The organism is Paracoccus solventivorans (assembly GCF_900142875.1).
GTDB lineage: Bacteria > Pseudomonadota > Alphaproteobacteria > Rhodobacterales > Rhodobacteraceae > Paracoccus > Paracoccus solventivorans.
In genome coordinates, this window is the sequence record NZ_FRCK01000011.1 from 46,697 (window position 1) to 69,572 (window position 22,876).

Annotated in this window: 21 protein-coding genes; 17 read left to right on the forward strand and 4 right to left on the reverse strand. The window is 69.2% G+C overall.

From position 1 onward, the window contains the following. The 4 genes from BUB57_RS14135 to BUB57_RS14150 all read left to right on the forward strand — a co-directional run bounded on the left by BUB57_RS14135 (position 1) and on the right by BUB57_RS14150 (position 5,362). Complete coding sequence (locus BUB57_RS14135) at positions 1-1,581, forward strand: ABC transporter substrate-binding protein (protein WP_073068154.1); 1,581 nt, start codon at positions 1-3, stop codon at positions 1,579-1,581. A 73-nt stretch (positions 1,582-1,654) separates the two neighbouring features. Next, positions 1,655-2,596, forward strand: a complete 942-nt coding sequence (locus BUB57_RS14140) for an ABC transporter permease (protein WP_073068156.1) — start codon at positions 1,655-1,657, stop codon at positions 2,594-2,596. Positions 2,597-2,608: 12 nt separating this feature from the next. Beyond that, positions 2,609-3,487 carry an ABC transporter permease gene (locus BUB57_RS14145; RefSeq protein ID WP_234952094.1) on the forward strand — a complete coding sequence of 293 codons (879 nt, stop codon included), beginning with the start codon at positions 2,609-2,611 and terminating at the stop codon, positions 3,485-3,487. 39 nt (positions 3,488-3,526) lie between these two features. After that, the gene (locus BUB57_RS14150) at positions 3,527-5,362 is read left to right on the forward strand and encodes an ABC transporter ATP-binding protein (protein WP_073068160.1); all 1,836 of its coding nucleotides are present in this window, start codon (positions 3,527-3,529) and stop codon (positions 5,360-5,362) included. A gap of 16 nt (positions 5,363-5,378) precedes the next feature. On the opposite strand, the gene BUB57_RS14155 is transcribed toward BUB57_RS14150, so the two are convergent. Further along, complete coding sequence (locus BUB57_RS14155) at positions 5,379-6,005, reverse strand: FMN-binding negative transcriptional regulator (RefSeq protein ID WP_073068162.1); 627 nt, start codon at positions 6,003-6,005, stop codon at positions 5,379-5,381. 147 nt (positions 6,006-6,152) lie between these two features. On the opposite strand from BUB57_RS14155, the gene BUB57_RS14160 reads away from it, so the two are divergent. After that, positions 6,153-6,596, forward strand: coding sequence for a GNAT family N-acetyltransferase (locus BUB57_RS14160; RefSeq protein WP_073068164.1), 444 nt, complete (start codon positions 6,153-6,155; stop codon positions 6,594-6,596). Positions 6,597-6,631: 35 nt separating this feature from the next. On the opposite strand, the gene BUB57_RS17325 is transcribed toward BUB57_RS14160, so the two are convergent. Further along, the gene (locus BUB57_RS17325) at positions 6,632-7,288 is read right to left on the reverse strand and encodes a nuclear transport factor 2 family protein (protein ID WP_073068166.1); all 657 of its coding nucleotides are present in this window, start codon (positions 7,286-7,288) and stop codon (positions 6,632-6,634) included. Between the two features lie 172 nt (positions 7,289-7,460). After that, complete coding sequence (locus BUB57_RS14170) at positions 7,461-8,156, reverse strand: GntR family transcriptional regulator (protein WP_073068168.1); 696 nt, start codon at positions 8,154-8,156, stop codon at positions 7,461-7,463. A 137-nt stretch (positions 8,157-8,293) separates the two neighbouring features. Here BUB57_RS14170 and BUB57_RS14175 point away from each other — a divergent pair, with 137 nt between their 5' ends. From BUB57_RS14175 to ggt, 3 genes are read left to right on the forward strand one after another with little or no spacing between them, the layout of a single operon-like run. Further along, on the forward strand, positions 8,294-9,340 hold the full coding sequence (locus tag BUB57_RS14175; RefSeq protein WP_073068169.1) for a phosphotransferase: 1,047 nt from the start codon (positions 8,294-8,296) through the stop codon (positions 9,338-9,340). Then, positions 9,337-10,650 carry an aspartate aminotransferase family protein gene (locus tag BUB57_RS14180; RefSeq protein ID WP_073068171.1) on the forward strand — a complete coding sequence of 438 codons (1,314 nt, stop codon included), beginning with the start codon at positions 9,337-9,339 and terminating at the stop codon, positions 10,648-10,650. The genes BUB57_RS14175 and BUB57_RS14180 overlap by 4 nt, the downstream gene beginning before the upstream one ends. Further along, positions 10,647-12,332 carry a gamma-glutamyltransferase gene (gene ggt / locus BUB57_RS14185; protein ID WP_073068174.1) on the forward strand — a complete coding sequence of 562 codons (1,686 nt, stop codon included), beginning with the start codon at positions 10,647-10,649 and terminating at the stop codon, positions 12,330-12,332. Before BUB57_RS14180 ends, ggt begins: the two co-directional genes overlap by 4 nt. A gap of 12 nt (positions 12,333-12,344) precedes the next feature. On the opposite strand, the gene BUB57_RS14190 is transcribed toward ggt, so the two are convergent. Continuing rightward, positions 12,345-13,175, reverse strand: coding sequence for an IclR family transcriptional regulator (locus BUB57_RS14190; protein WP_073068175.1), 831 nt, complete (start codon positions 13,173-13,175; stop codon positions 12,345-12,347). A gap of 110 nt (positions 13,176-13,285) precedes the next feature. Here BUB57_RS14190 and BUB57_RS14195 point away from each other — a divergent pair, with 110 nt between their 5' ends. The 9 genes from BUB57_RS14195 to BUB57_RS14235 all read left to right on the forward strand — a co-directional run bounded on the left by BUB57_RS14195 (position 13,286) and on the right by BUB57_RS14235 (position 22,788). Next, entirely contained in the window at positions 13,286-14,563 is a 1,278-nt protein-coding gene (locus tag BUB57_RS14195) for an ArgE/DapE family deacylase (protein ID WP_327082972.1), read from the forward strand. A 60-nt stretch (positions 14,564-14,623) separates the two neighbouring features. Next, positions 14,624-15,835 (forward strand): ABC transporter substrate-binding protein, encoded by a 1,212-nt coding sequence (locus tag BUB57_RS14200; RefSeq protein ID WP_073068179.1) that lies wholly within the window; start codon positions 14,624-14,626, stop codon positions 15,833-15,835. 104 nt (positions 15,836-15,939) lie between these two features. Next, complete coding sequence (locus tag BUB57_RS14205) at positions 15,940-16,686, forward strand: ABC transporter ATP-binding protein (protein WP_073068181.1); 747 nt, start codon at positions 15,940-15,942, stop codon at positions 16,684-16,686. Beyond that, positions 16,676-17,398 (forward strand): ABC transporter ATP-binding protein, encoded by a 723-nt coding sequence (locus tag BUB57_RS14210; protein WP_073068183.1) that lies wholly within the window; start codon positions 16,676-16,678, stop codon positions 17,396-17,398. The genes BUB57_RS14205 and BUB57_RS14210 overlap by 11 nt, the downstream gene beginning before the upstream one ends. 15 nt (positions 17,399-17,413) lie before the next feature. Continuing rightward, positions 17,414-18,283 carry a branched-chain amino acid ABC transporter permease gene (locus BUB57_RS14215; RefSeq protein ID WP_073068185.1) on the forward strand — a complete coding sequence of 290 codons (870 nt, stop codon included), beginning with the start codon at positions 17,414-17,416 and terminating at the stop codon, positions 18,281-18,283. 57 nt (positions 18,284-18,340) lie between these two features. Beyond that, positions 18,341-19,339, forward strand: a complete 999-nt coding sequence (locus BUB57_RS14220) for a branched-chain amino acid ABC transporter permease (protein WP_084732171.1) — start codon at positions 18,341-18,343, stop codon at positions 19,337-19,339. Continuing rightward, on the forward strand, positions 19,329-20,621 hold the full coding sequence (locus tag BUB57_RS14225; protein ID WP_073068187.1) for an ArgE/DapE family deacylase: 1,293 nt from the start codon (positions 19,329-19,331) through the stop codon (positions 20,619-20,621). The genes BUB57_RS14220 and BUB57_RS14225 overlap by 11 nt, the downstream gene beginning before the upstream one ends. Further along, positions 20,621-21,841, forward strand: coding sequence for a Zn-dependent hydrolase (locus BUB57_RS14230; RefSeq protein WP_073068189.1), 1,221 nt, complete (start codon positions 20,621-20,623; stop codon positions 21,839-21,841). Before BUB57_RS14225 ends, BUB57_RS14230 begins: the two co-directional genes overlap by 1 nt. 20 nt (positions 21,842-21,861) lie before the next feature. Continuing rightward, the gene (locus BUB57_RS14235) at positions 21,862-22,788 is read left to right on the forward strand and encodes a DMT family transporter (RefSeq protein WP_073068191.1); all 927 of its coding nucleotides are present in this window, start codon (positions 21,862-21,864) and stop codon (positions 22,786-22,788) included. Positions 22,789-22,876: the final 88 nt, after the last annotated feature.

Sequence of the window (22,876 nt, forward strand, 5' to 3'; positions counted from 1 at the left end):
ATGCTGAACAGACGAGATTTCCTTTGGGCCGCTGCGGCCCTGACCGGCACTGCCATCGTGGCCCGCCCAGGGTGGAGCCAGACCGAAACCCGCGTCCTGCGCTTTGTCCCGCAGGCGAACCTGTCGATCCTGGACCCGGTGTTCACCACCGCCGCGGTGTCGGTGACCCACGGCTATCTGGTGTTCGACACGCTTTACGGGGTGGACAACGACCTGCAGCCGCAGCCGCAGATGGCCGAGGGCGCGGTGGTGTCCGACGACGGGCTGGAATGGCTGATCACCCTGCGCGACGGGCTGACCTGGCATGACGGCAGCCCGGTCACCGCCGAAGATTGCGCCGCCTCGCTTGACCGGTGGAGCCAGCGCGACACCTTCGGCCAGTCGCTGCGCGCCGCGACCGAGGCGTTCGAGGCCGCCGACGAACGCACGATCCGCATCCGCCTGTCCCGGCCCTTCCCGCATCTGCTGGCCGCGATCGGCAAGCCGCATTCCTCGCCGGCGATGATGATGCCGCTGCGGCTGGCGCAGACGCCCCCGACCGAGGCGGTGACCGAGATGGTCGGCTCGGGGCCCTATCGCTTCGTGGCCGAGGAATATGTCTCGGGCAGCCGCGTCGTCTATGAAAAGTTCGAGGGCTACGTCCCCCGCCAGGAACCCGCGGCATGGAGCGCGGGCGGCAAGGTGGCGCATTTCGACCGTATCGAGTGGCACATCATTCCCGATGCGGCCAGCGCCACCGCAGCCTTGCAGAACGGCGAGGTGGACTGGCTGGAAATCGTCATGCCCGACCTTCGGCCGCTGCTGGATGCCGCCCCCGGCGTCACCATCCAGAAGCAGGACCCGACCGGCTTTGCCGCCTATATCCGCTTCAACTCGCATGTGCCGCCGTTCGACAACGTCAAGCTGCGCCAGGCGGTGCTGGCGGCGGTGGACCAGTCGGCCTACATGGCCTCGATCACCGGCGGCGATCCCGAAAGCTGGCAGGAATGCCGCAGCATGTTCCCGGTGACCATGCCCGGGGTTCTGGACGACGATTTCGGCATGATGCCGGGCGATCTGGACCACGCGCGCAAGCTGGTCGAGGAATCGGGCTATGCCGGGGAAAAGGTGGTGATCCTGCACCCGACCGACATGGTGAACCTGGCCCCGCACGGGCTGCTGACCGCCGACCTGCTGAAAAAGCTTGGCCTGAACGTCGAGCTGCAGGCCATGGACTGGGGCACCGTCACCCAGCGCCGCCAGTCCAAGGAGCCGGTAGAGAACGGCGGGTGGAGCATCTTCCACACCAACTGGCCCTCGGCCTCGATTTCGAACCCGGCGACCAACGCCAATATCCGCGGGCAGGGCGCCGAGGGCTGGTTCGGCTGGTACGACGACCCCGAGCTCGAGGCTGCGGTCACCGAGTGGCTGTCGGCCTCGGACCCGGCCGAGGGGCAGAAGGTCTTCGAGACGGTGCAGAAACTGGCCATGCAGGGCGCGCCGGTGATCCCGCTGGGGGTGTTCTACGTCAACAGCGGCCTTGACGCCTCGCTCAGCGGGGTGGTGCCGGGGTCGGCCTCGTTCTTCTGGAACGTGAGCTGAGCGCCCACCCTGTCCCGCATCCCCGCGCGCGGCCGCAAGGCGCGGCGCGCGGGGGCTTCGCCCGGAGCCTTCGATGATCAAGTATATCCTGCAACGGCTGCTGGCGACCGTCCCCGTGGTGGTCATCGTGGCGCTGATCGTGTTCAGCCTGCTGTTCCTGACCCCGGGCGACCCGGCGGCGGTGATGGCCGGCGACCAGGCCACGCCCGAACAGATCGCCCAGATCCGGGAATCGCTGGGGCTCGACCAGCCGTTCCTGCCGCGGCTGCTGTCGTGGTTCGGCGCGGTGTTGCAGGGGGACCTGGGCACCTCGATCTTTACCGGCCAGCCGGTGACCAAGATGATCCTCGAGCGGATCGGGCCGACGTTTTCGTTGATGCTGGTGACGCTGGTGTTCGCGGTCATCGTCGCGGTGCCCGTGGGCGTGATCGCCGCCTATCGGCACAATACCCTGCTGGACAACGCCATCATGGCGGCCGCGGTGCTGGGGTTTTCGGTCCCGGTCTTCGTGCTGGGCTATCTGCTGGCCTGGCTGCTGGCCAGCAATGCGCAGCTGCTGCCGGTGCAGGGCTACCGGCCGCTGTCGGACGGGGTGGGACCGTGGCTGCGGCATCTGGTGCTGCCGGTGCTGACCGTCAGCGGCGTCTATATCGCGCTGATCGCGCGCATCACCCGCACCACCATGCTCGAGGTGCTGAGCCAGGACTATATCCGCACCGCCCGCGCCAAGGGCGCCAGCGAGCGCGCGGTGCTGTTCGTGCACGCGCTGCGCAATGCCTCGGTGCAGGTCGTGACCGTGGTGGGGCTGGGCGTCGCGCTGCTGATCGGCGGCGCGGTGGTGACCGAGACGGTGTTTTCCATTCCCGGGCTGGGGCGGCTGACGGTGGATGCGATCCTGCAGCGGGACTATCCCGTCATCCAGGGGATCATCCTGCTGTTCAGCTTCGTCTATGTGCTCGTCAACCTGCTGGTCGACCTCAGCTATGTGCTGTTCGACCCCCGGATCCGGTACTGACCGATGACCCCCATGCAAAAGACCGGACCCGACGCGGCGCTGTCCGCCGCCCCCGCAAGCAAGCGCCTGCGCCCCGGCCGTTTCCTGCGGCGCTGGCCGGCGCTGTCGCTGGGGCTGGTGCTGCTGGCGCTGGCCTGCGTCATGGCGGTGTTCGCGCCGCTGCTGGCGACGCATGACCCGCAGGCGCTGGACGCCACCCAGCGGCTGAAGCCGCCCTCGGCCGAGGCGTGGTTCGGCACCGACATGATGGGGCGCGACGTCTATTCCCGGGTGATCTACGGGGCGCGGGTGTCGCTGGTCGTCGGCTTCGGCGTGGCGGTGCTGGCCACCGCCGCGGGGATGGCGATCGGGCTGGTCGCCGGGTTCTCGCGGCTGCTCGACAGCATCATCATGCGGATCATGGACGGGCTGATGGCGATTCCGTCGATCCTGCTGGCCATCGCCTTCATGGCGATGCTGGGCAGCTCGGTAGTGAACGTGATCGTGGCGGTGACGATTTCCGAGATCCCCCGGGTGGCGCGGCTGGTCCGCTCGACCGTGCTGTCGCTGCGCGAACAGACCTATGTCGAGGCCGCGATCACCTCGGGCGCCTCGACCCTGCGGATCATCTGGCGCCACATCCTGCCCAACGCGATGCCGCCGGTGCTGGTGCAGGCCACCTATATCTGCGCCTCGGCCATGGTGATCGAGGCGATCCTGTCCTTCATCGGCGCCGGCACCCCGCCCGACATCCCGTCATGGGGCAACATCATGACCGAGGGCCGGGCGCTGTGGCAGGTCAAGCCGCATATCGTCGCCTTTCCGGCAGTGGTGCTGTCGCTGACGGTGCTGGCCGTCAACCTGGTGGGGGACGGGCTGCGCGACATGCTCGACCCCCGCCGCAAGAGCTGAAGCGGGCCGGCCGGCGCCCCCACCGACAGGATAATCCCGATGACCTCACCGATCCTTTCCGTCCAGAACCTCCACACCTCGTTCCGCACCGACGACGGCTGGACCGAGGTGCTGCGCGACATCTCGTTCGACATCTCGGCGCGCGAGACGCTGGCCGTGGTCGGGGAATCGGGGTCGGGCAAAAGCGTGACCGCGCTGTCGGTGATGGGGCTGCACCCGCGGCAGTCGGTGCGCCACAGCGGAAGGATCGAGTTCCTGGGCCGGAACCTGCTGGAGCTGCCCGAGGACCGGATGCGCGCCATCCGCGGCAACGAGATCGCGATGATCTTTCAGGAACCGATGACCAGCCTGAACCCGGTGCTTCCCATCGGCGCGCAGCTGGTCGAGGCGATCCGCCTGCACCGCGACATCAGCCGCGACGATGCCCGGCGCGAGGCGGTGCAGCTGCTGGAAAAGGTGCGCATCCCCGCCGCCGCCTCGCGGCTGTCGGACTATCCGCACAATTATTCGGGGGGGATGCGGCAGCGGGTGATGATCGCCATGGCGCTGGCCTGCCAGCCCCGGCTGCTGATCGCGGACGAGCCGACCACCGCGCTGGACGTGACCATCCAGGCCCAGATCATCGACCTGATCAAGACGCTGCAGGACGAAGAGGGCATGGGGGTGATGTTCATCACCCACGACATGGGCGTGGTCGCCGAGGTGGCGGACCGCACGCTGGTCATGCTGCGCGGCGATGTCGTCGAATGCGACCGGACCACGCGGGTGTTCCGCCAGCCGGGCAGCAACTACACCCGCTCGCTTCTGGCGGCGGTGCCGCGGCTGGGGTCGATGGCGGGCCGCCCGCGCCCGGCGTATTTCCCCACCATCGACCCGGAAACCGGGCAGGCCGGTCCCGATGCGCAGACCGCCCCGCCGCCCGCGGCGCCGCGGCCGGTGCTCGAGGTGCAGAACCTCTCGACCCGGTTCGACGTGCGCAAGGGGATGCTGGGCCGGCTGGTGGGGCGGGTCCATGCGGTGGAAAACGTCTCGTTCAGCCTGAATGCGGGGGAAACCCTGTCGATCGTCGGCGAATCGGGCTGCGGGAAATCGACCACCGGACGCTCGATCCTGGGGCTGGCCGCGCCCACCCGGGGGCGGATCCTGCTGGACGGGGCCGAGCTGACCGGCACCTCGCGCGCCGAAATGAAGCGGCAGCGGCAGAACCTGCAGATGATCTTCCAGGACCCGTTCGCCAGCCTCAACCCGCGCATCCGCATCGGCGAATCGATCGCCGAGCCGATGATCGTGAACGGGATCGCCGGCAGGGCCGAGGCGCGCGACCGCGTCGCCGCGCTGCTGGCCGAGGTCGGGCTGTCCCCCGACATGATGAACCGGTTCCCGCACGAGTTTTCCGGCGGCCAGCGCCAGCGCATCTGCATCGCCCGCGCGCTGTCGGTGCAGCCCAAGGTGATCGTCGCGGACGAGGCGGTGTCGGCGCTGGATGTCTCGGTCAAGGCGCAGGTGGTGAACTTGATGCTGCGCCTGCAGGAGCGGCTGGGGCTGGCCTATCTGTTCATCAGCCACGACATGGCGGTGGTCGAGCGGGTCAGCCACCGCGTCGCGGTGATGTTCCTGGGCGAGATCGTCGAGATCGGCCCCCGCGCGGCCATCTTTGCCAACCCGCAGCACCCCTATACAAGGCGCCTGCTGGCCGCGGTGCCCATCCCCGACCCCGAGCGCCGGGGCAGCAAGCGCCGCCTGCCGGAACTGGAAATCCGCAGCCCGCTGCGCCCGCCCGGCCACATCCCGCCCCCGCGGAGCTATCGCGAATGCGCCCCCGGCCATCTGGTGATGGAGCCGAGCGAGGACTGGGCCCTGCTGGGGGCTGCGTAACGGGCTTGCGTCCCCCTCAGCCCTCGGGCAGCCGCGGTTCCATGATCGCGGCCAGGGCGGCGTGGCCATCGGCGGCCAGCGCCTTGACCACCGCGCGCTGGTCGCGGGGCTCGCGGTTCTGGCTCAGCTTGGACTTGGCCAGCGTGCGTTGCGGTTCGATGCGGAAGGCGACGATCGTGTCCAGCATCTGCTGCATGTAGTCGGCGGGGGCGTCGGCCATCCGCCAGGCGCGGTCCCCGTTCAGCCGCCGCTCGTGCAGGCGGGTCAGCAGCCCGACCGCGGCGCGTTTCGACCGCAGGTCGTGCTGAAAGCGGATGGGGCCGTGGACATGCACCGCCTGATAGTTCCAGGTCGGCACATGGCGCTGATGCTCGGGCTTGCTGGGGTAGTAGTTGGGCGAGACATAGGCGTCCTCGCCGCGGAAGATCGCCAGCACCTCCTGCCCGTCGCGGATCAGCCGGTGCATGTCGTTGGCCAGCGCCACATGGCCCAGCAGCGTGCCGTCGGGGCCCGCCAGCAGCGGCAGGTGGTTGGCCAGCAGCCCCGATTCGGTCTGGGCGACGACACAGGCCAGCGGCGCCGCGTCGAGCACGCGCGCGATCTCGTCCGGGCTGATTTCCTGGAAATGCGGGGGGATGTACATCGGCCTGCCAGTGTGTGCGCCCGTGATCATGCCGCCGCGCGGCGCCTTGGGCAAGGGCGCATCCTCTTTCCACCGCTTCGCCCCTTTCCACCGCCGCGCCGCCCCGCTAGCGTCGTCCCGACCGGCAGACACCCCGACGGAGCCCCCATGTCCGACATCGAAATCCGCCCGCTTCGCCCCGAGGATGCCGCGGAATGGCGCCGCCTGTGGACCGGCTATCTGGAGTTCTACCAGACCGCCGTCCCCGAAGAGGTCTATGCCACCACGTTTTCCCGACTGCTGGGCGATGATCCGCAGGATTTCAACGGGTTCCTGGCGCTGGTCGGGGGGCGGCCGATGGGGCTGGTGCATTTCCTGTTCCACCGCCACTGCTGGAAGATCGAGAATGTCTGCTACCTGCAGGATCTCTACGTCGATCCGCAGGCGCGCGGCACCGGGCTGGGCCGCAAGCTGATCGAGGCGGTCTATGCCGCGGCCGACGCCAACGGCACCCCCGCGGTCTACTGGCTGACGCAGGATTTCAACACTACCGGCCGCCAGCTGTATGACCGCATCGCGCAGGTGACGCCCTTCATCCGCTACGTGCGCTAGCGCGCCCCGGCCCAGAGCACCGGGCCGGAGCAGGGTCAGCCCGCCTTGCGGTAGCTGTCCTTGCAGGCGATCCGGTCGCCGTCAAAGGTGAACAGGTCGCAGCCCGCGACCTCGACCGCGTTGCCGGCCGCGTCCCGACCCCGGAAGCGCCACGAGGACAGGCCGGTTTCCCCCGCCACCGCGTGCTGCACCCCGGTCCAGGCGGCCTCGGGCCAGGCGGCGAACAGCGCGGCGCAGGCGGCGCGCACGGCCGCGGCGCCCTCATGCAACTCGCCCGTGGCGGTGCGGTAGCTGCAATCCTCGGCCATGCAGCCCATCACCCCGTCCAGGTCGCGGGCGTTGAAACCGGCGGCCAGCCGCTCCAGCGTCGCCAGCTGCGCCCGGGTCAGCGCGGCTTCCGGCGCCTGGTCCACGACCTCGATTTCCAGGAACGACAGCGGCGCGTCGCCGGCGTTGGTGACGTTGTGCTCGACCCCCTCGCTGCGGGAATAGGGGACGCCGCGGGCCAGCTGCGCTTGGGTCTGCGCGCCGCCGGGGATGTCCAGCCCCAGCGTCCCGTCGGTCAGCGGCACCACCACGTAATCATGCCCGTGCCGGTGCCAGCCGGTTTCCGCACCGGGGGCAAAGCGCCACTCGGTCACCCGAAAGCGGGCGTCGTCGATATGCACGACGGGTTCAGCCTGGGGTCTCACGTCTTCCTCCTCTTGGTTCGCAAGGGCGATGGTCGCCCACGGCCGCGGTTGACTTCAAGATCTGATATCTGTGATATGATATCACAAAGGCCGGGGGAAGAATGGGCCGGAGGGGGACGACGGGATGCGAAATCGCGCTGGTTGCGATGGGGAAGAGGGGCGGCGGCCGGGCCTAGAGCTGCGTGCGCGGCGCGGCTTGCCCGCCGCCCTGCGCCAGTTCGCGGATGCGCGGCAGCATGGCGTCGGCCGCCACGGTGATGTCGCGCACCATCTCGGCGCGCACGCCCGCGGCGTCGCGCTCGACCAGCCGGGACAGGATCGCGTGGTGGGCATCGTTGGCGATGCCGCCGAAATCGGACCCGGCGAACAGCTCGTTCATGTAGACGCCGACCTCGCCCCACAGGTTCTCGATGATCCGCAGCAGCCGGGGCGAGCGGGCGGTGCGGTAGATGGCGAAATGGAACCGCTGGTTCAGCGCCACATAGTCGCCATGCCGGTTTTCGGCCAGCGCCGCGTCGATCGCGCCGACCAGCTGCGTCAGCTCGGCCACCAGCGCCGGGGTGGCAAAACCGGTCGCCAGCTCGGCCGCCAAACCTTCCAGCTCGCAGCGGATGCGGTAAAGCTCGCTGAACTTGGCCGGGTCCCAGTCCGGCACCGCGATCGAGCGGTTGGGCAGCATCTCGAGCAGGCCTTCGCCGACCAGCCGCTGCAGCGCCTCGCGCACCGGGGTGGTCGAGATGCCATAGGTTTCCGCCAGCGTGCGCAGCACCAGCATCTGCCGCGGCGCGAACCGGCCCGAGATCAGCTCTTGCTTGATCGCGGCATAGGCCTGATCGCTCAGCGCCCTGTATTCCAGACGTCCGGTCATCGCGCTTTCGTCCTGCCTGTTGCTGCGCGGTGGAAGGACACCGGCAAATTGCGCCGAAAATGCCCAAGAACCCGCGTGCTGACAAGCCATTGCCCCGGGACCCCGCGGAACCGCGCCCTGCCGAAAGCCCCTTGCCCGTGACCGCCGACAGCCAGACCCTCAGCTCCGCCCCGCCGCGCATCGGCCCTGACGAGGCAAGCGCGCTGGCGCTGCGCCACTATGGCCTGCGGGTCGAGACGGTGAAGCCGCTGGCGTCGGAGCGCGACCAGAACCTGCTGCTGACCGTTGCGGACGGGGGGCGCTGGGTGATGAAGCTGGCCAACCCCGACGAAAACCCGCTGCTGAGCGATTTCCAGGCGGCGGCGATCTGCCATCTTCAGGCGGCGGACCCCGGGCTGCCGGTGCCCCGGCTGCGGCGCAGCCTGAACGGGGCCCGGCTGGTGCAGGTGCGGCTGGCGGACGGCCGGGACAGCGCGCTGCGGCTGCTGGGCTGGGTCGAGGGGCTGCCGCTGGTCGACGCCCCGCGCTCGACCGCGCAGCGCCGGGCGCTGGCCCGCGTCCACGCGCGGCTTTGCGCGGGTTTTGCCGGTTTCACCCATCCCGGGCAGGACCAGTATCTGCAATGGGACAGCAGCAAGCTGCACCGGATGCGGCATCTGCTGCCCCATGTCGCGGGGGACGAGATGCGCTGGCTGGTGGCGGCGGTGCTTGAGGATTTCACCCGCATCGCGCTGCCGGCGCTGCCGGAGCTGCGGCGGCAGGTGATCTACAACGACCTCAATTTCCACAACGTGCTGGTGGATGCGGGCGACCCCGACCGCATCGCCGGGATCATCGACTTTGGCGATATCGTCACCGCGCCGCTGGTCAACGACCTGGCGGTGGCTGCGTCCTATCAGTTCGGGCCCGACGGCAACCGCGCCGAGGCGGGCGAGTTCATCGCCGCCTGGGTGCGCGAACTGCCGCTGACCGCGGCGGAAACCGCGCTGCTGCCGCTGCTGATCGAGGCGCGGCTGGCGCTGACCCTGCTGATCACCGGCTACCGCGCCAGCCGCTACCCCGAGAACGCGCCCTATATCCTGCGCAACAACGCCCCCGCGCGCGCCGCGCTGGCCGAGATGCGCAGCTGCAGCCCGGCGCAGAACGCCGGATGGATCGCCAGCCTGGCAAAGGAGGCCGCATGACGCAGCAGACAGAGGCGATGGCCAACGCCTTCGTGCCCGGCAAGGTGGCGCTGCCGCCCGAGACCGAGCGCCTGATCGCCCGGCGCGAGCTTCTGCTGGGTCCGGCCTACCGGCTGATGTATGACGAGCCGCTGCATTTCGTGCGCGGCGAAGGGGCGTGGCTGATCGATGCCGCCGGGCGGCGCTATCTGGACGCCTACAACAACGTCACCTCGCTGGGCCATTGCCACCCGGCGGTGGTCGCCGCCATCGCGCAGCAGGCCGCGACGCTGACCACCAACACCCGCTATCTGCAAGAAGGTATCCTCGATCTGGCCGAGCGGCTGCTGGCGACGCTGCCCCCGGCGCTGGACCGGATGATGCTGACCTGCACCGGCAGCGAGGCCAACGACCTGGCGCTGCGCATCGCGAAAGCGGCGACCGGCGGCAGCGGCGTCATCGTGACCGAGACCGCCTATCACGGCATCACCGACGCGGTGGCGCAGTTCTCGCCTTCGCTGGGGGCGGCGGTGGATCTGGGGATGCAGGTCGAGCTGGTCCCCGCCCCGGGCGATCCGGGGGCCGAGGGCGATGCCGGTTTCGGCGTGGCGGTTCAGGCGGCGGTCGCGCGGCTGCGCCGCCGCGGCATCCGCCCGGCGATGCTGATCGTGGACACGATGTTCACCTCGGACGGGGTACGGCCGGGGCCTGCGGGGTTCCTGGCCCCGGCGGCAGCGGCGATCCGGCAGGCCGGGGGGCTGTTCGTCGCTGACGAGGTGCAGCCCGGCTTTGCCCGCACCGGCGAGGGGTTCTGGGGGTTCCAGCGCCACGGGGTGGTGCCGGACATCGTGACCATGGGCAAGCCGATGGGCAACGGCCACCCGGTCGCCGGGCTGGCGATCGGCGCGGCGCTGGTCGAGGAATTCGGCCGCAATACGCGGTATTTCAACACCTTCGGCGGCAATTCGGTGTCCTGCGCCGCGGCGCTGGCGGTGCTGCAGGTGATCGCGGACGAGGGTTTGCAGGACAATGCCCTGCGCATGGGCGCGCGGCTGATGGCGGGGCTGGCCGGGCTGTCGGACCGCCATGCGCTGCTGTCGCCGCCGCGCGGGGCCGGGCTGATGATCGGGGCCGAGATCCGCCGCGACGGCCACCCCGACCGGGCGGCCACGGCCGCCATCGTCAACGGGCTGCGGCGCGAAGGGGTGCTGATCAGCTCGTGCGGCAAGGACCACAACGTGCTGAAGATCCGCCCGCCGCTGATCGTGGGCCCGGCCGAGGTCGATCATTTCGTCGAGACGCTGGACCGGGTTCTGGAGGGGGTGCAATGACGCAGTGGCGCGCGCGGGCGGTGGCCCGGTTCGAGGTGGAAAAGCACCCGGCGCGGTCGCGCGACGGCATGGTGGTGTCGAACCACCCGCTGGCCAGCGCCGCCGGGGCCGAGATGCTGGCCGCCGGCGGCAATGCCGTCGATGCCGCTATCGCCACCCTGTTCACGCTGAGCGTGGTCGAGCCGATGATGGTCGGCATCTTCGGCGGCGGCATGGCGCAGATCTGCATGGCGGACGGGCGCCATCTGGTGCTGGACGGGCAGAGCCAGGCGCCCGCGGCGGCGCGCCCCGACATGTTCCGCCCCACCGGGCTGGGGTATGAGGTCGAGGGCCGCGCCAACACCCATGGCGCCACCGCGGTCGCCACCCCCGGCACGCTGCGCGGCTGGTGCGACGCGCTGGCGCGGTTCGGGACCATGGCGCTGGCCGACGTGATGGAGCCCGCGATCCGCCACGCAAGCCGCGGCTTTGTCGTTACCCCCTATCTGGCCGCCTGCGCGGGCGAGGCCTGCCCCGACCTTGGCCGCGACCCCGAGGCGCGGCGGCTGCTGACCAACGACGGCGCACCGCTGCGCGCCGGGCAGCGGCTGGTGATGGCGGATTACGCGCAGACGCTGGCGCAGATCGCCGCCGAGGGCCCCGAGGCGCTTTACGCGGGCGAGCTGGGCGCCCGCATCGTCGCGCAGCTGCAGGCGGCGGGCTCGGTGATGACGCGCGAGGATCTGGCGCAGGTCGCCAGCATCGCGCGCGAGCCGGTGTCGGGCGAGTTCCGCGGCCACCGCATCTTCGGCCCGCCGCCGCCCTCGGCCGGGGGCGTGCATGTGATCCAGATGCTGAACATCCTGTCGGGCTATGACCTGGCCGGCATGGGGTTCGGCTCGGCACCCGCAGCGCACCTGACCGCCGAGGCGCTGCGCATCGCCTTTGCCGACCGCGCCGCCGCCACCGCCGACCCGGCCTTCGTGCAGGTGCCGGTGGAGCGGCTGATCTCGGGTGATTATGCCGCCGACCGCCGCGGCCGCATCGACCCGGACCGGACGCAGGACTGGCAGCCCGGCGTCGCCCCCGGCGGGGCCCCGGCCGAGGCACACACCACCCATGTCACCACCGCCGACCGCGACGGCAATATCGTGAGCACCACCCAGACCATCAACGCGCTGTTCGGGGCGCGGATGGTGATCCCCGGCACCGGCATCATTCCCAACAACTACATGGCGCTGTTCGACCCGGTTCCCGGCCGCGCCAATTCCATCGCGCCGGGCAAGCGGGTCACCACCTCGATGGCGCCGGCCATCGTGACGCGGGACGGCCGCCCGCGCTTTGCGCTGGGACTGCCGGGCGGGCTGCGCATCTTCGGCTCGGTCATGCAGGGGCTGCTGAACCTGCTGGAATACCGCATGACCCTGCAAGAGGCGGTCGAGGCGCCGCGGCTGTGGACCCAGGGCGCCGAGCTCGAGCTGGAAGAGGGCTTCCCCGCCGCGGTCGAGGACGCGCTGCGCGGCAAGGGCTGGCAGGTGCTGCGCCTGCCGCATGTCGGCGGCGGCATGTGCGCCATCGCCTTTGACGACGACGGGATGGAGGGCGCGGCCTGCTGGCGCGCCGACGGCATGGCCATCGGGCTGGGCGGCGGGCTGGCGCGGGCCGGCACCCGCTTCTGGCCCGACAGCCCGGCGGGGCGCTGAGCGATGCGCGCCCTAGCCCGCCGGATGCAGCGGCACGCCCGGATTTGGCCCCAGCCGCACCCCGATCGCCACCGCGGCCTCGCGCAGCACGGCCAGCAGTTCCTGCTGGCGGTCCTCGGCGGCGAACTCGGACGCGCTCGAGGTGACCGAGATCGCGCCGATAAAGCCGCCGCTGCGGTCGGTCACCGGCACGGCCAGCCCCGCCATGCCGACGTAATAGTCGTTCACCGCCAGCTCGTGTCCCTGCGCGCGGATGCGCGCGGCGGCGCGCAGCAGCTCGGCCGGGTCGGTCTGGGTCGCGCCGGTGAAGCGCGGCTGCGGGCGGGCCAGCCAGGCGGTGCCGGCGGCGTCGTCCAGATGGGCCAGCACCACCCGCGGCCCCGAGGCGACGTTCATCGGCAGCACCGTACCGGGGGTGGACCAGAACACGTCGCGGAACTCGCCCCCCGCCCGCACCCGGTCGATGCAGATCGCGCCGTCGGGATCGGCGATCCAGAAAAAGCTGGTCATGCCGCTGCGCTCGGTCAGCCATTGCAGGAAGGGGGCGGCGGTCTCGCGCAGGGTGCGCGGCCCCAGCACGGCGGGCTGCAGCTTCATCACCCCGATGTCCAGCCCCCAGCTGCGTTCCGATTCGTCGCGCCGCACCAGCCCCTCGGCCGCCAGCGCCAGCAGCAGCCGGCGGGTGGTGTTTTTGTCCAGATTGGCGGCCCGCGCGACCTCGGTCAGCGACAGCATCGGCTGCGCCATCGAAAAGCTGCGCAGGATCGCCGCAATACGTTCCACGGCCCGCATTTCCTGCGGGGGACGGGGGGCGGCTTCCAGCGGGCGGTCGGCGTTGTTCATGGTAATGTATCATCTGTTGATACTGCTAACTCGCCTATTGACTTGGAAAGGTCAATTCGATCTTTCTGGGTCCGGGAGAAAACTGAAACGACCAAGGGGGAGGGTCGATTTTGAACGCAGAACTGCGTGATGCGATCATGCGTGCCGTTGACGAGGGTTTCGACGAGCAGATCGCCTATACCCGGAAGCTGGTGTCCTACCCCTCGCAGCGGGGCGAGGAGTTCGCGATCCAGGATTTCATGTATCGCGACCTGGCCGCGCGCGGCTTCAAGATGGACCGCTTCGACATGGATGAGGCGCAGCTGACCGCGCATGAGGGCGGGGCGCCGTTTTCCAGCGACCATTCCCGCGCGCCGATCGTGGTGGGCATCCACCATCCGAAACAGGAAACCGGCCGCTCGCTGATCCTGCAGCACCATCTGGACGTGGTGCCGGTCGGCCCCGAGGACATGTGGGAACAGGCGCCCTATGGCGGCGCGGTGGTGGGCGACCGCATGTATGGCCGCGGCGCCGGTGACATGAAGGCCGGGGCGGGCGCCAACGTCTTTGCGCTCGAGGCGCTCAGGCGGATCGGGCTGCAACCGGCCGCCACCGTCTATCTGCAATCGGTGGTCGAGGAAGAATCCACCGGCAACGGCGCCATGCAGACCTTTCTGCGCGGCTATACCGCGGATGCGGTGCTGATCCCCGAACCCGAGGACAACAAGCTGGTGCGCACCTGCGGCGGCGTGCTGTGGTTCGAGGTCGAGGTGCGCGGTATCCCGGTCCATGTCCGCGAGATGGGCGAGGGCGCCAACGCCATCGACGCCGCCATCCGCGTGATCGGCGCCCTGCGCGAGATCGAGGCGAAATGGAACGCCGAGAAGCACCAGCACCCCGGATATGAGACCGAGCCGAAGCCGATCAACATGAACATCGGCATCATCGAGGGCGGCGACTGGGGGTCCTCGGTCCCGGCGTGGTGCCGGTTCCAGGTGCGGGTGTCGATCTACCCGGGCCAGAAGGCGCAGGACAAGCTGCGCGAGATCACCGACCACGTGGCGCAATTCGCCCGCGGCGACCGCTTCCTGGCGCAGAACCCGCCCCGGGTGACCCAGAACGGCTTCAACGCCGAGGGCTATTACCTGGAACCGGGGTCCGAGGCCGAGGCGGCGCTGGCGCGGGCGCATGAGAACGCCTTTGGCGCGCCCCTCGAGACGCTGACCACGCCGGCCTATCTCGATGCGCGGGTCTATGCGCTTTACAACCGCGTGCCGACCCTGTGCTACGGGCCGGTTTCGCGCAACATCCACGGGTTCGACGAATATGTCAGCCTGGAATCCCTGCGCAGCGTCACCAAGGCCATGGCGCTGTTCATCGCCGACTGGTGCGGCACCGAACCTGTCTGAAACCGTCCTTCACCAACCCGTCCGGCGCCAGACCGGACGGCCATAACCACAGGGAAGACCATGAAACAGACCAGAACCATCCTTGCCGCCCTGCTGGGGGCCACGCTGCTGGCCACGCCTTCGCTGGCCGATGAGATCAAGATCGGCGTCGTCGGACCGCTGACCGGCCCGGCCGCGACCTCGGGGATCGCCATGCGCGAGGCCTATCAGTTCGTCGCCGATCAGGTGAACGCCGAGGGCGGCGTCGAGATGAACGGCGAAAAGCACACGCTGAACCTGATCTTCGAGGACAGCGCCTCGCGTCCCGAAATGGGTGTCTCTGCCGCGCAGAAGCTGCTGACCCGCGACAACGTGGACCTGCTGATCGGGGACACCTTCGCGTCGTCGGTGACCATCGCGCTGATGGATGTCGCCGCCTCCTACGGCAAGTTCGTGATGAGCGGGCAGCCGGTGTCCTCGGAAATCGCCCGCAAGGTCGAAAGCAACCCCGAGCAATTCGCCAATTTCTGGAAATCCAGCTGGAACTCGGACGCCTATGCGCAGGCGGTGTTCGAGGCGGTCGAGGGGCTGACCGAGGCAGGCAAGTTCTCGCCCGGTGACAAGAAGATCGCCTTCGTGTTCGAGGACACCGACTACGGCAAGTCCAACACCGAATACGCGCTGCCGCTGTTCAAGGACGCCGGCTGGACCGAGACCGGGCACGAGGCGGTGCCGCTGGGCCATTCCGATTTCTACCCGCAGCTGTCCAAGCTGCGCGGCAATGCGCCCGACGTGCTGGTGTCGATCTTCACCTCGGTCAACTCGGGGATCGCGCTGACCAAGCAGATCAAGGAAACCGGGCTCGAGACCCTGCATGTGGCGATCTATTACCCGCTGCGCCCCGAGTTCCACGAAGGCGTCGGCGCCGATTCCGAAAACATGCTGTGGACGCCGATGCTGTTCGACCCGGTGAACAACGAAAAGCACAAGGCGCTGTACGAGCTGCTGGGCGCCAAGGGCATCACCGGCAACGGCGACCACGCGCAGGGCTACTGCCAGTTCGCCATGCTGGTGGACAACATGAAGCGCGCGGGCACCGTCGAGCCGGCGAAGCTGTCGGAGGCCTTCGCCACCACCGATTTCGACTGCTACACCGGGCGTTTCGTCTACGACACCGCCAACCACACCCCCAAGATCGGCGCCGAGTTCCTGCCGGTCGCGGTGGCGCAGGTGCAGGACGGCGTCAGCAAGGCGGTCTGGCCGGAAACCTCGGCCACGGCCGAGTTCAAGTGAGCGTCTGACCGAAATCCCTGCCGGGCGCCTTTCGTGCCCGGCGGGGGCTCTGCCGCGGCTGCGCGGGCCGGTCCCCCTCCTCAACGACAACCGGAGTCGGATACATGACGAATGTGGCGAGCGCGCCGCTTTTGCAGGTGGACGCGATCACGATGCGCTTCGGCGGGATCGTGGCCATCGACAACCTGTCCCTTGACGTGAAGCAGGGCCAGATCCTGGCCCTGATGGGGCCGAACGGCGCGGGCAAGACGACCACGTTTCATGTCATCGCCGGGGTCCACAAGCCCACGTCGGGGCGGATCCTGTTCCAAGGCCAGGACATCACCGCCATGCGCCCCGACGGGCGCTGCCGGGCGGGGGTGGCGCGGACCTTCCAGATCACCCAGCCGTTCGAGCAGCTGTCGGTGACCGAAAACATCATGGTGGGGGCGCGGCCCTTCCACCACTCGATGGCCGAGCTGCGCAAGGCGTCCGAGGCCTTCGCCGACCAGGTGGGGCTGGGCGACAGGCTGGATACGCCGGCCAAGGGTCTGTCCACCGGCCAGCGCAAGCGGCTGGAGCTGGCCCGCGCCATGGCGACCCGCCCCAAGCTGCTGCTGATGGATGAGGTGACCGGCGGCGTCGACATGAAGTCGATCCCCGGGCTGATCGAGCTGGTGAAGTCGCTACGCCAGGGCGGGCTGACCATCGTGCTGATCGAACACAACATGAAGGTCATCAACGACCTGGCCGACGAGGCGATTTTCATGAACCGCGGCGCCCGCATGGTGTCGGGCACCCCCTATCAGGTGGCGACCGACCCGGCGGTGGTCGAACTCTACCTCGGAGAGGCGAAAGCCGATGACCACTGATCCGCTCATGCTCGACGTGCAGGACGTCAGCGTCGTGTATGGCAGCTACCAGGTGCTGTGGGACGTCTCGATGCAGGCCCATGCCGGGCAGGTGGTGGCGGTGCTGGGGCCGAACGGCTCGGGCAAGTCCACCATCCTCAAGGCGATCATGGGGCTGACCCCGGTGCGGTCCGGCCGGGTGATCTTCAACGGCGAGGACATCACCAACCGCCCCGCGCACGAGATGATCGAGCGCGGCATGTCCATGGTGCTGGAACGCCGCCGCCTGTTCACCGGCATGACCGTCTATGAAAACGTCATGCTGGGCGCCTATCACAAAAGCGTCCAGAAACACGCGAAAGAGCGGCTGGAGTGGGTGGAAAGCCTGTTCCCGATCATCGCCGAGCGCCGCGACCAGATCGCCGGCAAGATGTCGGGGGGCGAACAGCAGATGGTCGCCATCGCCCGGGCGCTGATGTCGCGCCCCAGGCTGCTGCTGATGGACGAGCCCTATCTGGGCCTGACCCCGCGCATCGTGGGCCAGATCGCCGACATCATCCGCAAGGTGAATGCCGAGGGCATCGCCGTGGTCTTCAACGAACAGAACGTCAAGCTGTCCTTCGGCATCTCGAACTATGGCTATCTGCTGGAAAGCGGCCGGGTGATGCTGAACGGCACGGGGGACGAAATGATGAACTCGGACGTGATCCGCCGTGTCTATCTGGGCGAGTAAGGGAAAGCGCACGACATGAACCTTGCCATCTTCCTTGAACAGATCCTCAACGGGCTGATTTCCGGCTCGATGTATGCGCTGATCGGATCGGGCATCGCCCTGGTCTACGGCACCATGCGGGTCCTGAACCTTGCCCATGGCGAATTCTACATGCTGGGCGGGTATTTCACCTATTACCTGATCGTGCAGATCGGGCTTGCCCCTATCGTGGCGATCCCGCTGGCGGTGGCCATCGCCTTCTGCCTGGGGATGCTGATCCAGAAGCTGACCATCGAATACCTGATCGTGCGCGAGAACTGGGCCTTTACCACCATCGCCGCGACGCTGGGGCTGTCGATCATCCTGCAGAACGCCGCGCTGCTGATGTTCGGTGAACAGTTCAACACCGTGCCCTATTACGTCTCGGGGGTGCTGGCGATCGGCGACATCCGCCTGCCGTGGCAGCGGGTGCTGATCTTCCTGGTGGCGCTGGCCACCATCGGGGGCATGACCTGGCTGCTGAAATACACCCGGCTGGGCTGGTCGATCCGGGCCACCTCGCAGGACCGCGATGCGGCCCAGGTGGTCGGCATCCCGGTGCGCCGGGTCTACATGATCTGCTTTGGCCTGGCTGCCGCGCTGGGGGCGCTGGCCGCGGCGATGCTGGCGCCGATCAACGCCATCAACCCCTGGGCCGGGATGCCGATCCTGCTGAAGGGTTTCGTCGTGGTGATCCTGGGCGGGCTCGGCTCGTTCCCCGGCGCCATCATCGGCGGGCTGTTCCTTGGCGTGGTCGAGGCGGTGGGCGTGCAGCTCACCTCGTCCGAGTGGCGCGACGTGATCTCGTTCACGCTGATGATCGCCGTGATCTGGTGGCGCCCCTGGGGCGTGTTCGGGACGAAATGACATGCGCATGACCGCCGCCCGCCCCACCCCCGCAACCAATTTCGCCGGAGCCCGCTGATGTTCAGGCCGTTCACCCCGCAGGCGCTGCTTGGCATGACCGCCGCGCTGGCCGCGATGCTGCTGCTGCCGCTGCTCAGCACCGATCCCTATCTGATGCACGTCATGGTGCTGGTGATGATCTTCGGGATCTTCGCCTCGGCCTGGAACCTCGTCACCGGCTTTGCGGGGCTCAAGACCTTCGGGCACCATGCGTTCTTCGGGCTGGGCGCCTATGGCTCGGCGCTGATGTCGATCCACCTGGGGCTGTCGCCCTGGCTGACGCTGTGGCTGGGCGGGCTGCTGGCCGGCGCCGCCGGGCTGCTGATCGGCACCCCGATCCTGCGCATCCGCTCGATGCCGCATGTCGCCATCGTGACGCTGGGCTTTGCCGAGATCGTGCGCATCTGCATCGCCAACCTGTCCGGCCTGACCCGGGGCGAGATGGGGCTGTGGGGCATCCCGCAGTTCCAGGGCTTTACCCTGCCGATCGTCGGCAAGGTCAGCTTCACCCCCGCGGACAAGGTGTCCTTCTATTACCTGGCGCTGGCGCTGACCGTGCTGACGCTGTTCGTCATCGTGCGGCTGATGCGGTCCAAGACCGGGCTGGCGATGCTGGCCATGCGCGACGGCGAGGATGCCGCCGAAAGCCTGGGCGTGAACCTGACCCGGCTCAAGTTGATGGTGTTCGGGCTGTCGGCGTTCATCGTCGGCATCGCCGGGGGGTTCTATGCGCATTACCTGTCGATCCTGACCCCGCAATCGGCGGTGGGGGTCGACCTGATGATCTCGATCATCGCCATGGTGCTGGTGGGGGGGCTTGGCACCTTCTCGGGGCCGCTGGCCGGGGCGCTGGTGCTGACCGTACTGATCGAGGCGCTGCGCGATCTCGAGAACTACCGCCTGCTGGGCTATGGCCTGCTGATCGTGCTGATCGTGATGTTCCTGCCGCGCGGTATCGTCACCCTGCGGGAACGCCTGACCTTCCGCCAACAGGAGCAAGCCGACCATGGCCGTTGACGCAACCACCCGCCAGCGCGTCCTTGACGCCGTGGATGCGGGGTTCGACGCGCAGCTGGACTTTACCGCCGGGATGGTCCGCTTCGATTCCACCCGCGGGAATGAGGCCGCGATGCAGGAGTTCATGGCCGCCGCCCTGCGCGAGCGCGGCTATGACGTGGACCACTGGAAGATCGAGGTCGACGACATCCGCGACATGCGCGGTTTCGCCCCGGTCGAGTTCGTCGATTACGCGCAGGCGTATAACGTCGTCGGCACGCTGACGCCCCGGCAGGCGAGCGGCCGCTCGCTGATCATCAACGGGCATATCGACGTGGTGCCGCCCTGCGACGCGGCGCGCTGGACCACGCCCCCGTTCGAGCCCCGCATCGAGGGCGGGCGCATGTACGGGCGCGGCGCCGGCGACATGAAATCCGGGCTGGCCGCCGGGATCTATGCCATCGAGGCGCTGAAGGCCGCCGGCTTCCGCCCCGCCGCCCCGGTCTATCTGCAATCGGTGGTCGAGGAAGAATGCACCGGCAACGGCGCGCTGGCCTGTATCCAGCGCGGCTACAAGGCCGACGGCGCGCTGGTGCCCGAACCCTTCGGCCCCTCGATCATGCGGGCCGAGGTCGGGCTGATGTGGCTGTGCCTCGACATCCAGGGCGATCCGCAGCACGCCTCGGCCGCGTTCCAGAACGTCGGCGCCAATGCGCTGGAAAAGGCGATCCACATCTGGCCGTTCCTAAAGCGGCTGGAAACCGAATGGAACGCCCGCAAGGCCGACCACCCGGTCTATCGCGACCATCCGCACCCGATCCGGGTCAATCTGGGCAAGCTGTCGGGCGGCGACTGGGTGTCCTCGGTCCCGGCCACGGCAAGGATGGAGGTGCGGCTGGGCGTGCTCGAGGGCGAGGATCTGGCGCAGATCCGGCAGGAAATCCTGGACCGCGTGGCCGAGGCCTGCGCCGCCGACCCCTATCTGCGCGACCACCCGCCCAAGGCGACCTTCCACGGTTTCATGGCCGACGGCTATGTGCTGGAGCCCGGCAGCGAGATCGAGGCCGCGATGGGCCGCGCGCACGAGGCGGTGTTCGGCAGCCCGGTCACCAGCACCATCAGCTCGGCCGTGACGGATGCGCGGTATTTCGGGCTGTATCAGGACACGCCCTCGATCGTCTACGGCGCGGTCTGCGGCCAGCCGCACGGCATCGACGAATATGTCGAGCTGGACAGCCTGAAACAGGCGACCCGCGCCTATGCGCTGTTCATCGCCGACTGGTGCGGGCTCGAGCCGCTGTGATGGGCGTGCTCAGAATCGACGGCGGGCGGCTGTGGCAAAGCCTGATGCAGATGGCCGAGATCGGCCCCGGCGTGGCGGGCGGCAACAACCGTCTGGCCTTTTCGCCCGAGGATGACGCCGCGCGCGGCCTGTTCCGCCGCTGGTGCGAGGCCGAGGGGCTGGCGCTGTCCGCCGACCGCTTCGGCAACCAGTTCGCCACCCGCGCAGGGACCGAGGAGCTGCCGCCGCTGCTGATCGGCAGCCATCTGGACACCCAGCCGACCGGCGGGCGCTTCGACGGGGTGCTGGGGGTTCTGGCCGGGCTCGAGGTGATGCGCTGCCTGAACGCGGGCGGGGTCCGCACAAGCCGTCCGGTGACGCTGGTCAACTGGACCAACGAGGAAGGCGCGATCATCCGCCCGATGATGGGATCCGAGGTGTTCACCGGCGCGCTGCCGCTGGATCAGGCGCGGGCGATGGTCGATCACCGCGGCCGCCGGCTGGGCGACATGCTGGACGCGCTGGAAAACGGCGCCGGCCCCGGCGGCCCGGGCTTCCCCGTCCACGCCTATCTCGAGCTGCATATCGAGCAGGGCCCGATCCTGGAACAGGCGGGCGAGGTGATCGGCGTGGTCACTGCCGGCATCGGCTTTCGCCGCTGGCTGTTGCGGTTTTCCGGGCAGGACGCCCATGCCGGCCCGACCCCGATGGAGGCGCGCAAGGACGCCATGGTCGCCGCCGCCCATGCGGTGCTGATCGCCGACCGCGCCGCCCGCGCGCTGCCCGGCGGCCGCGGCACCTGCGGGCGCATCGCCAGCCCCAACGGCTCGCAGGTGACGGTGGCCTCGCAGGTCGAGCTGACGCTGGACCTACGCCACGAGGATCTGGCGCAGCTCGACGCGCTTTCAGCGCGGGTGCTGGGGGAAATCGAGGCGCAGTGCCGCGCGCTGGGCGTCGGGTTTGCCAGCGAAAACACCGCCGATTCCCCGCCGGTGCCCTTTGACCCCGCAGTCATCGCGGCGATCGAGGCGGCGCGTATCAGGAACGGCTATCCCGGCCGGCGGATGGTGTCGGGGGCCGGGCATGACACCTGCAACATGGCCCGGGTGCTGCCGGCGGGGATGATCTTCGTGCCCTCGGCCAACGGCATCAGCCACAACGAGGCCGAATATACCAGCCCCGAGGACTGCGCCGCCGGGGCGCAGGTGCTGCTCGACAGCGTGCTGACGCTGGCCGGCTGACGGGGGAGGGCGCGGGGGACATGCCGAGGCGCGGGCTCGAGCCGCTGGCGATCCTGCTGGTCGCATTGTGCTGGGGGCTGAACTGGCCCGCGGTGCGCACGGCGCTGAACGAGATCCCGCCCTGGACGCTGCGCGCGATCGGGATGGGCTCGGGTGCGCTGTTCCTGTTCGCGCTGGCCCGGCTGACCGGCAAGCGCTGCCGGCTGGCGCGCGGCGAGTGGCTGCCGGTGCTGGGCTCGGGGTTCCTGTCGATCACCGCCTTCAACCTGCTGCTGTCCTTTGCGCAACTGGCCGCGCCCACCTCGCGTGCGGTGATCGTCACCTTCACCATGCCGATCTGGACGATCATCTTTGCCCGGCCGGTGCTGGGTGAGCGGCTGGACCGCCGCCGCTGGACCGGGCTGGCTGCGGGCAGCCTGGGGCTGACCTGCCTAGGCTGGCCGCTGGTGCAGAGCGGCAGCTTTGGCTACGGGCTGGTGCTGGCGCTGCTGGCGGGGATGAGCTGGGCCCTGGGCACCGTGGTTATCAAGCGCTTCCCGGTCGCCGCGCCGCCGATCACCATGACCCTGTGGCAGCTGGTCGCCGGCGCGCTGGTCGCCGCCGCCGGCGCCGCGCTGTTCGAGCCGCAGCTGCTGCGCGCGGGGCTGGACCCCGCCGGCTGGCACGCCAGCACCTGGGTGGGGCTGGGCTATCACATCGTGTTCTCGCAGGCGCTAGCTTTCCTGCTGTGGTACTGGCTGCTGGCCCGGATGCCCGCCGGCACCGTCGCCCTGGCGCTGCTGCTGGTCCCGGCGATCGGGGTAGTCTCGTCGGTGCTGCTGCTGGCCGAGCGCCCGACCCTGGCCGACATGCTGGGCCTGGTCCTGATGACCACCGCCGCCGCCGCCGTCATGCTGCCCGCCCGGCAACCCGCCCCCCGGCAACCCCGCGCGGGCGCGGCGGGGTAGGGGGGACGCGGCAAGGCGGGCATATTCAGCCTGCAAACTTCCGAAAGACGCGGCAATAACTCGACCGAGCCCCGTTCGCGGGTTCCGA

Excerpts from the sequence above, each read along its gene's own strand:
- BUB57_RS14135 (WP_073068154.1), top strand. The coding sequence starts at position 1 with ATGCTGAACAGACGAGATTTCCTTTGGGCCGCTGCGGCCCTGACCGGC.
- BUB57_RS14140 (WP_073068156.1), top strand. The coding sequence starts at position 1,655 with ATGATCAAGTATATCCTGCAACGGCTGCTGGCGACCGTCCCCGTGGTG.
- BUB57_RS14145 (WP_234952094.1), top strand. The coding sequence starts at position 2,609 with ATGCAAAAGACCGGACCCGACGCGGCGCTGTCCGCCGCCCCCGCAAGC.
- BUB57_RS14150 (WP_073068160.1), top strand. The coding sequence starts at position 3,527 with ATGACCTCACCGATCCTTTCCGTCCAGAACCTCCACACCTCGTTCCGC.
- BUB57_RS14155 (WP_073068162.1), bottom strand. The coding sequence starts at position 6,005 with ATGTACATCCCCCCGCATTTCCAGGAAATCAGCCCGGACGAGATCGCG.
- BUB57_RS14160 (WP_073068164.1), top strand. The coding sequence starts at position 6,153 with ATGTCCGACATCGAAATCCGCCCGCTTCGCCCCGAGGATGCCGCGGAA.
- BUB57_RS14170 (WP_073068168.1), bottom strand. The coding sequence starts at position 8,156 with ATGACCGGACGTCTGGAATACAGGGCGCTGAGCGATCAGGCCTATGCC.
- BUB57_RS14180 (WP_073068171.1), top strand. The coding sequence starts at position 9,337 with ATGACGCAGCAGACAGAGGCGATGGCCAACGCCTTCGTGCCCGGCAAG.
- ggt (WP_073068174.1), top strand. The coding sequence starts at position 10,647 with ATGACGCAGTGGCGCGCGCGGGCGGTGGCCCGGTTCGAGGTGGAAAAG.
- BUB57_RS14190 (WP_073068175.1), bottom strand. The coding sequence starts at position 13,175 with ATGAACAACGCCGACCGCCCGCTGGAAGCCGCCCCCCGTCCCCCGCAG.
- BUB57_RS14200 (WP_073068179.1), top strand. The coding sequence starts at position 14,624 with ATGAAACAGACCAGAACCATCCTTGCCGCCCTGCTGGGGGCCACGCTG.
- BUB57_RS14205 (WP_073068181.1), top strand. The coding sequence starts at position 15,940 with ATGACGAATGTGGCGAGCGCGCCGCTTTTGCAGGTGGACGCGATCACG.
- BUB57_RS14210 (WP_073068183.1), top strand. The coding sequence starts at position 16,676 with ATGACCACTGATCCGCTCATGCTCGACGTGCAGGACGTCAGCGTCGTG.
- BUB57_RS14215 (WP_073068185.1), top strand. The coding sequence starts at position 17,414 with ATGAACCTTGCCATCTTCCTTGAACAGATCCTCAACGGGCTGATTTCC.
- BUB57_RS14220 (WP_084732171.1), top strand. The coding sequence starts at position 18,341 with ATGTTCAGGCCGTTCACCCCGCAGGCGCTGCTTGGCATGACCGCCGCG.
- BUB57_RS14225 (WP_073068187.1), top strand. The coding sequence starts at position 19,329 with ATGGCCGTTGACGCAACCACCCGCCAGCGCGTCCTTGACGCCGTGGAT.
- BUB57_RS14230 (WP_073068189.1), top strand. The coding sequence starts at position 20,621 with ATGGGCGTGCTCAGAATCGACGGCGGGCGGCTGTGGCAAAGCCTGATG.
- BUB57_RS14235 (WP_073068191.1), top strand. The coding sequence starts at position 21,862 with ATGCCGAGGCGCGGGCTCGAGCCGCTGGCGATCCTGCTGGTCGCATTG.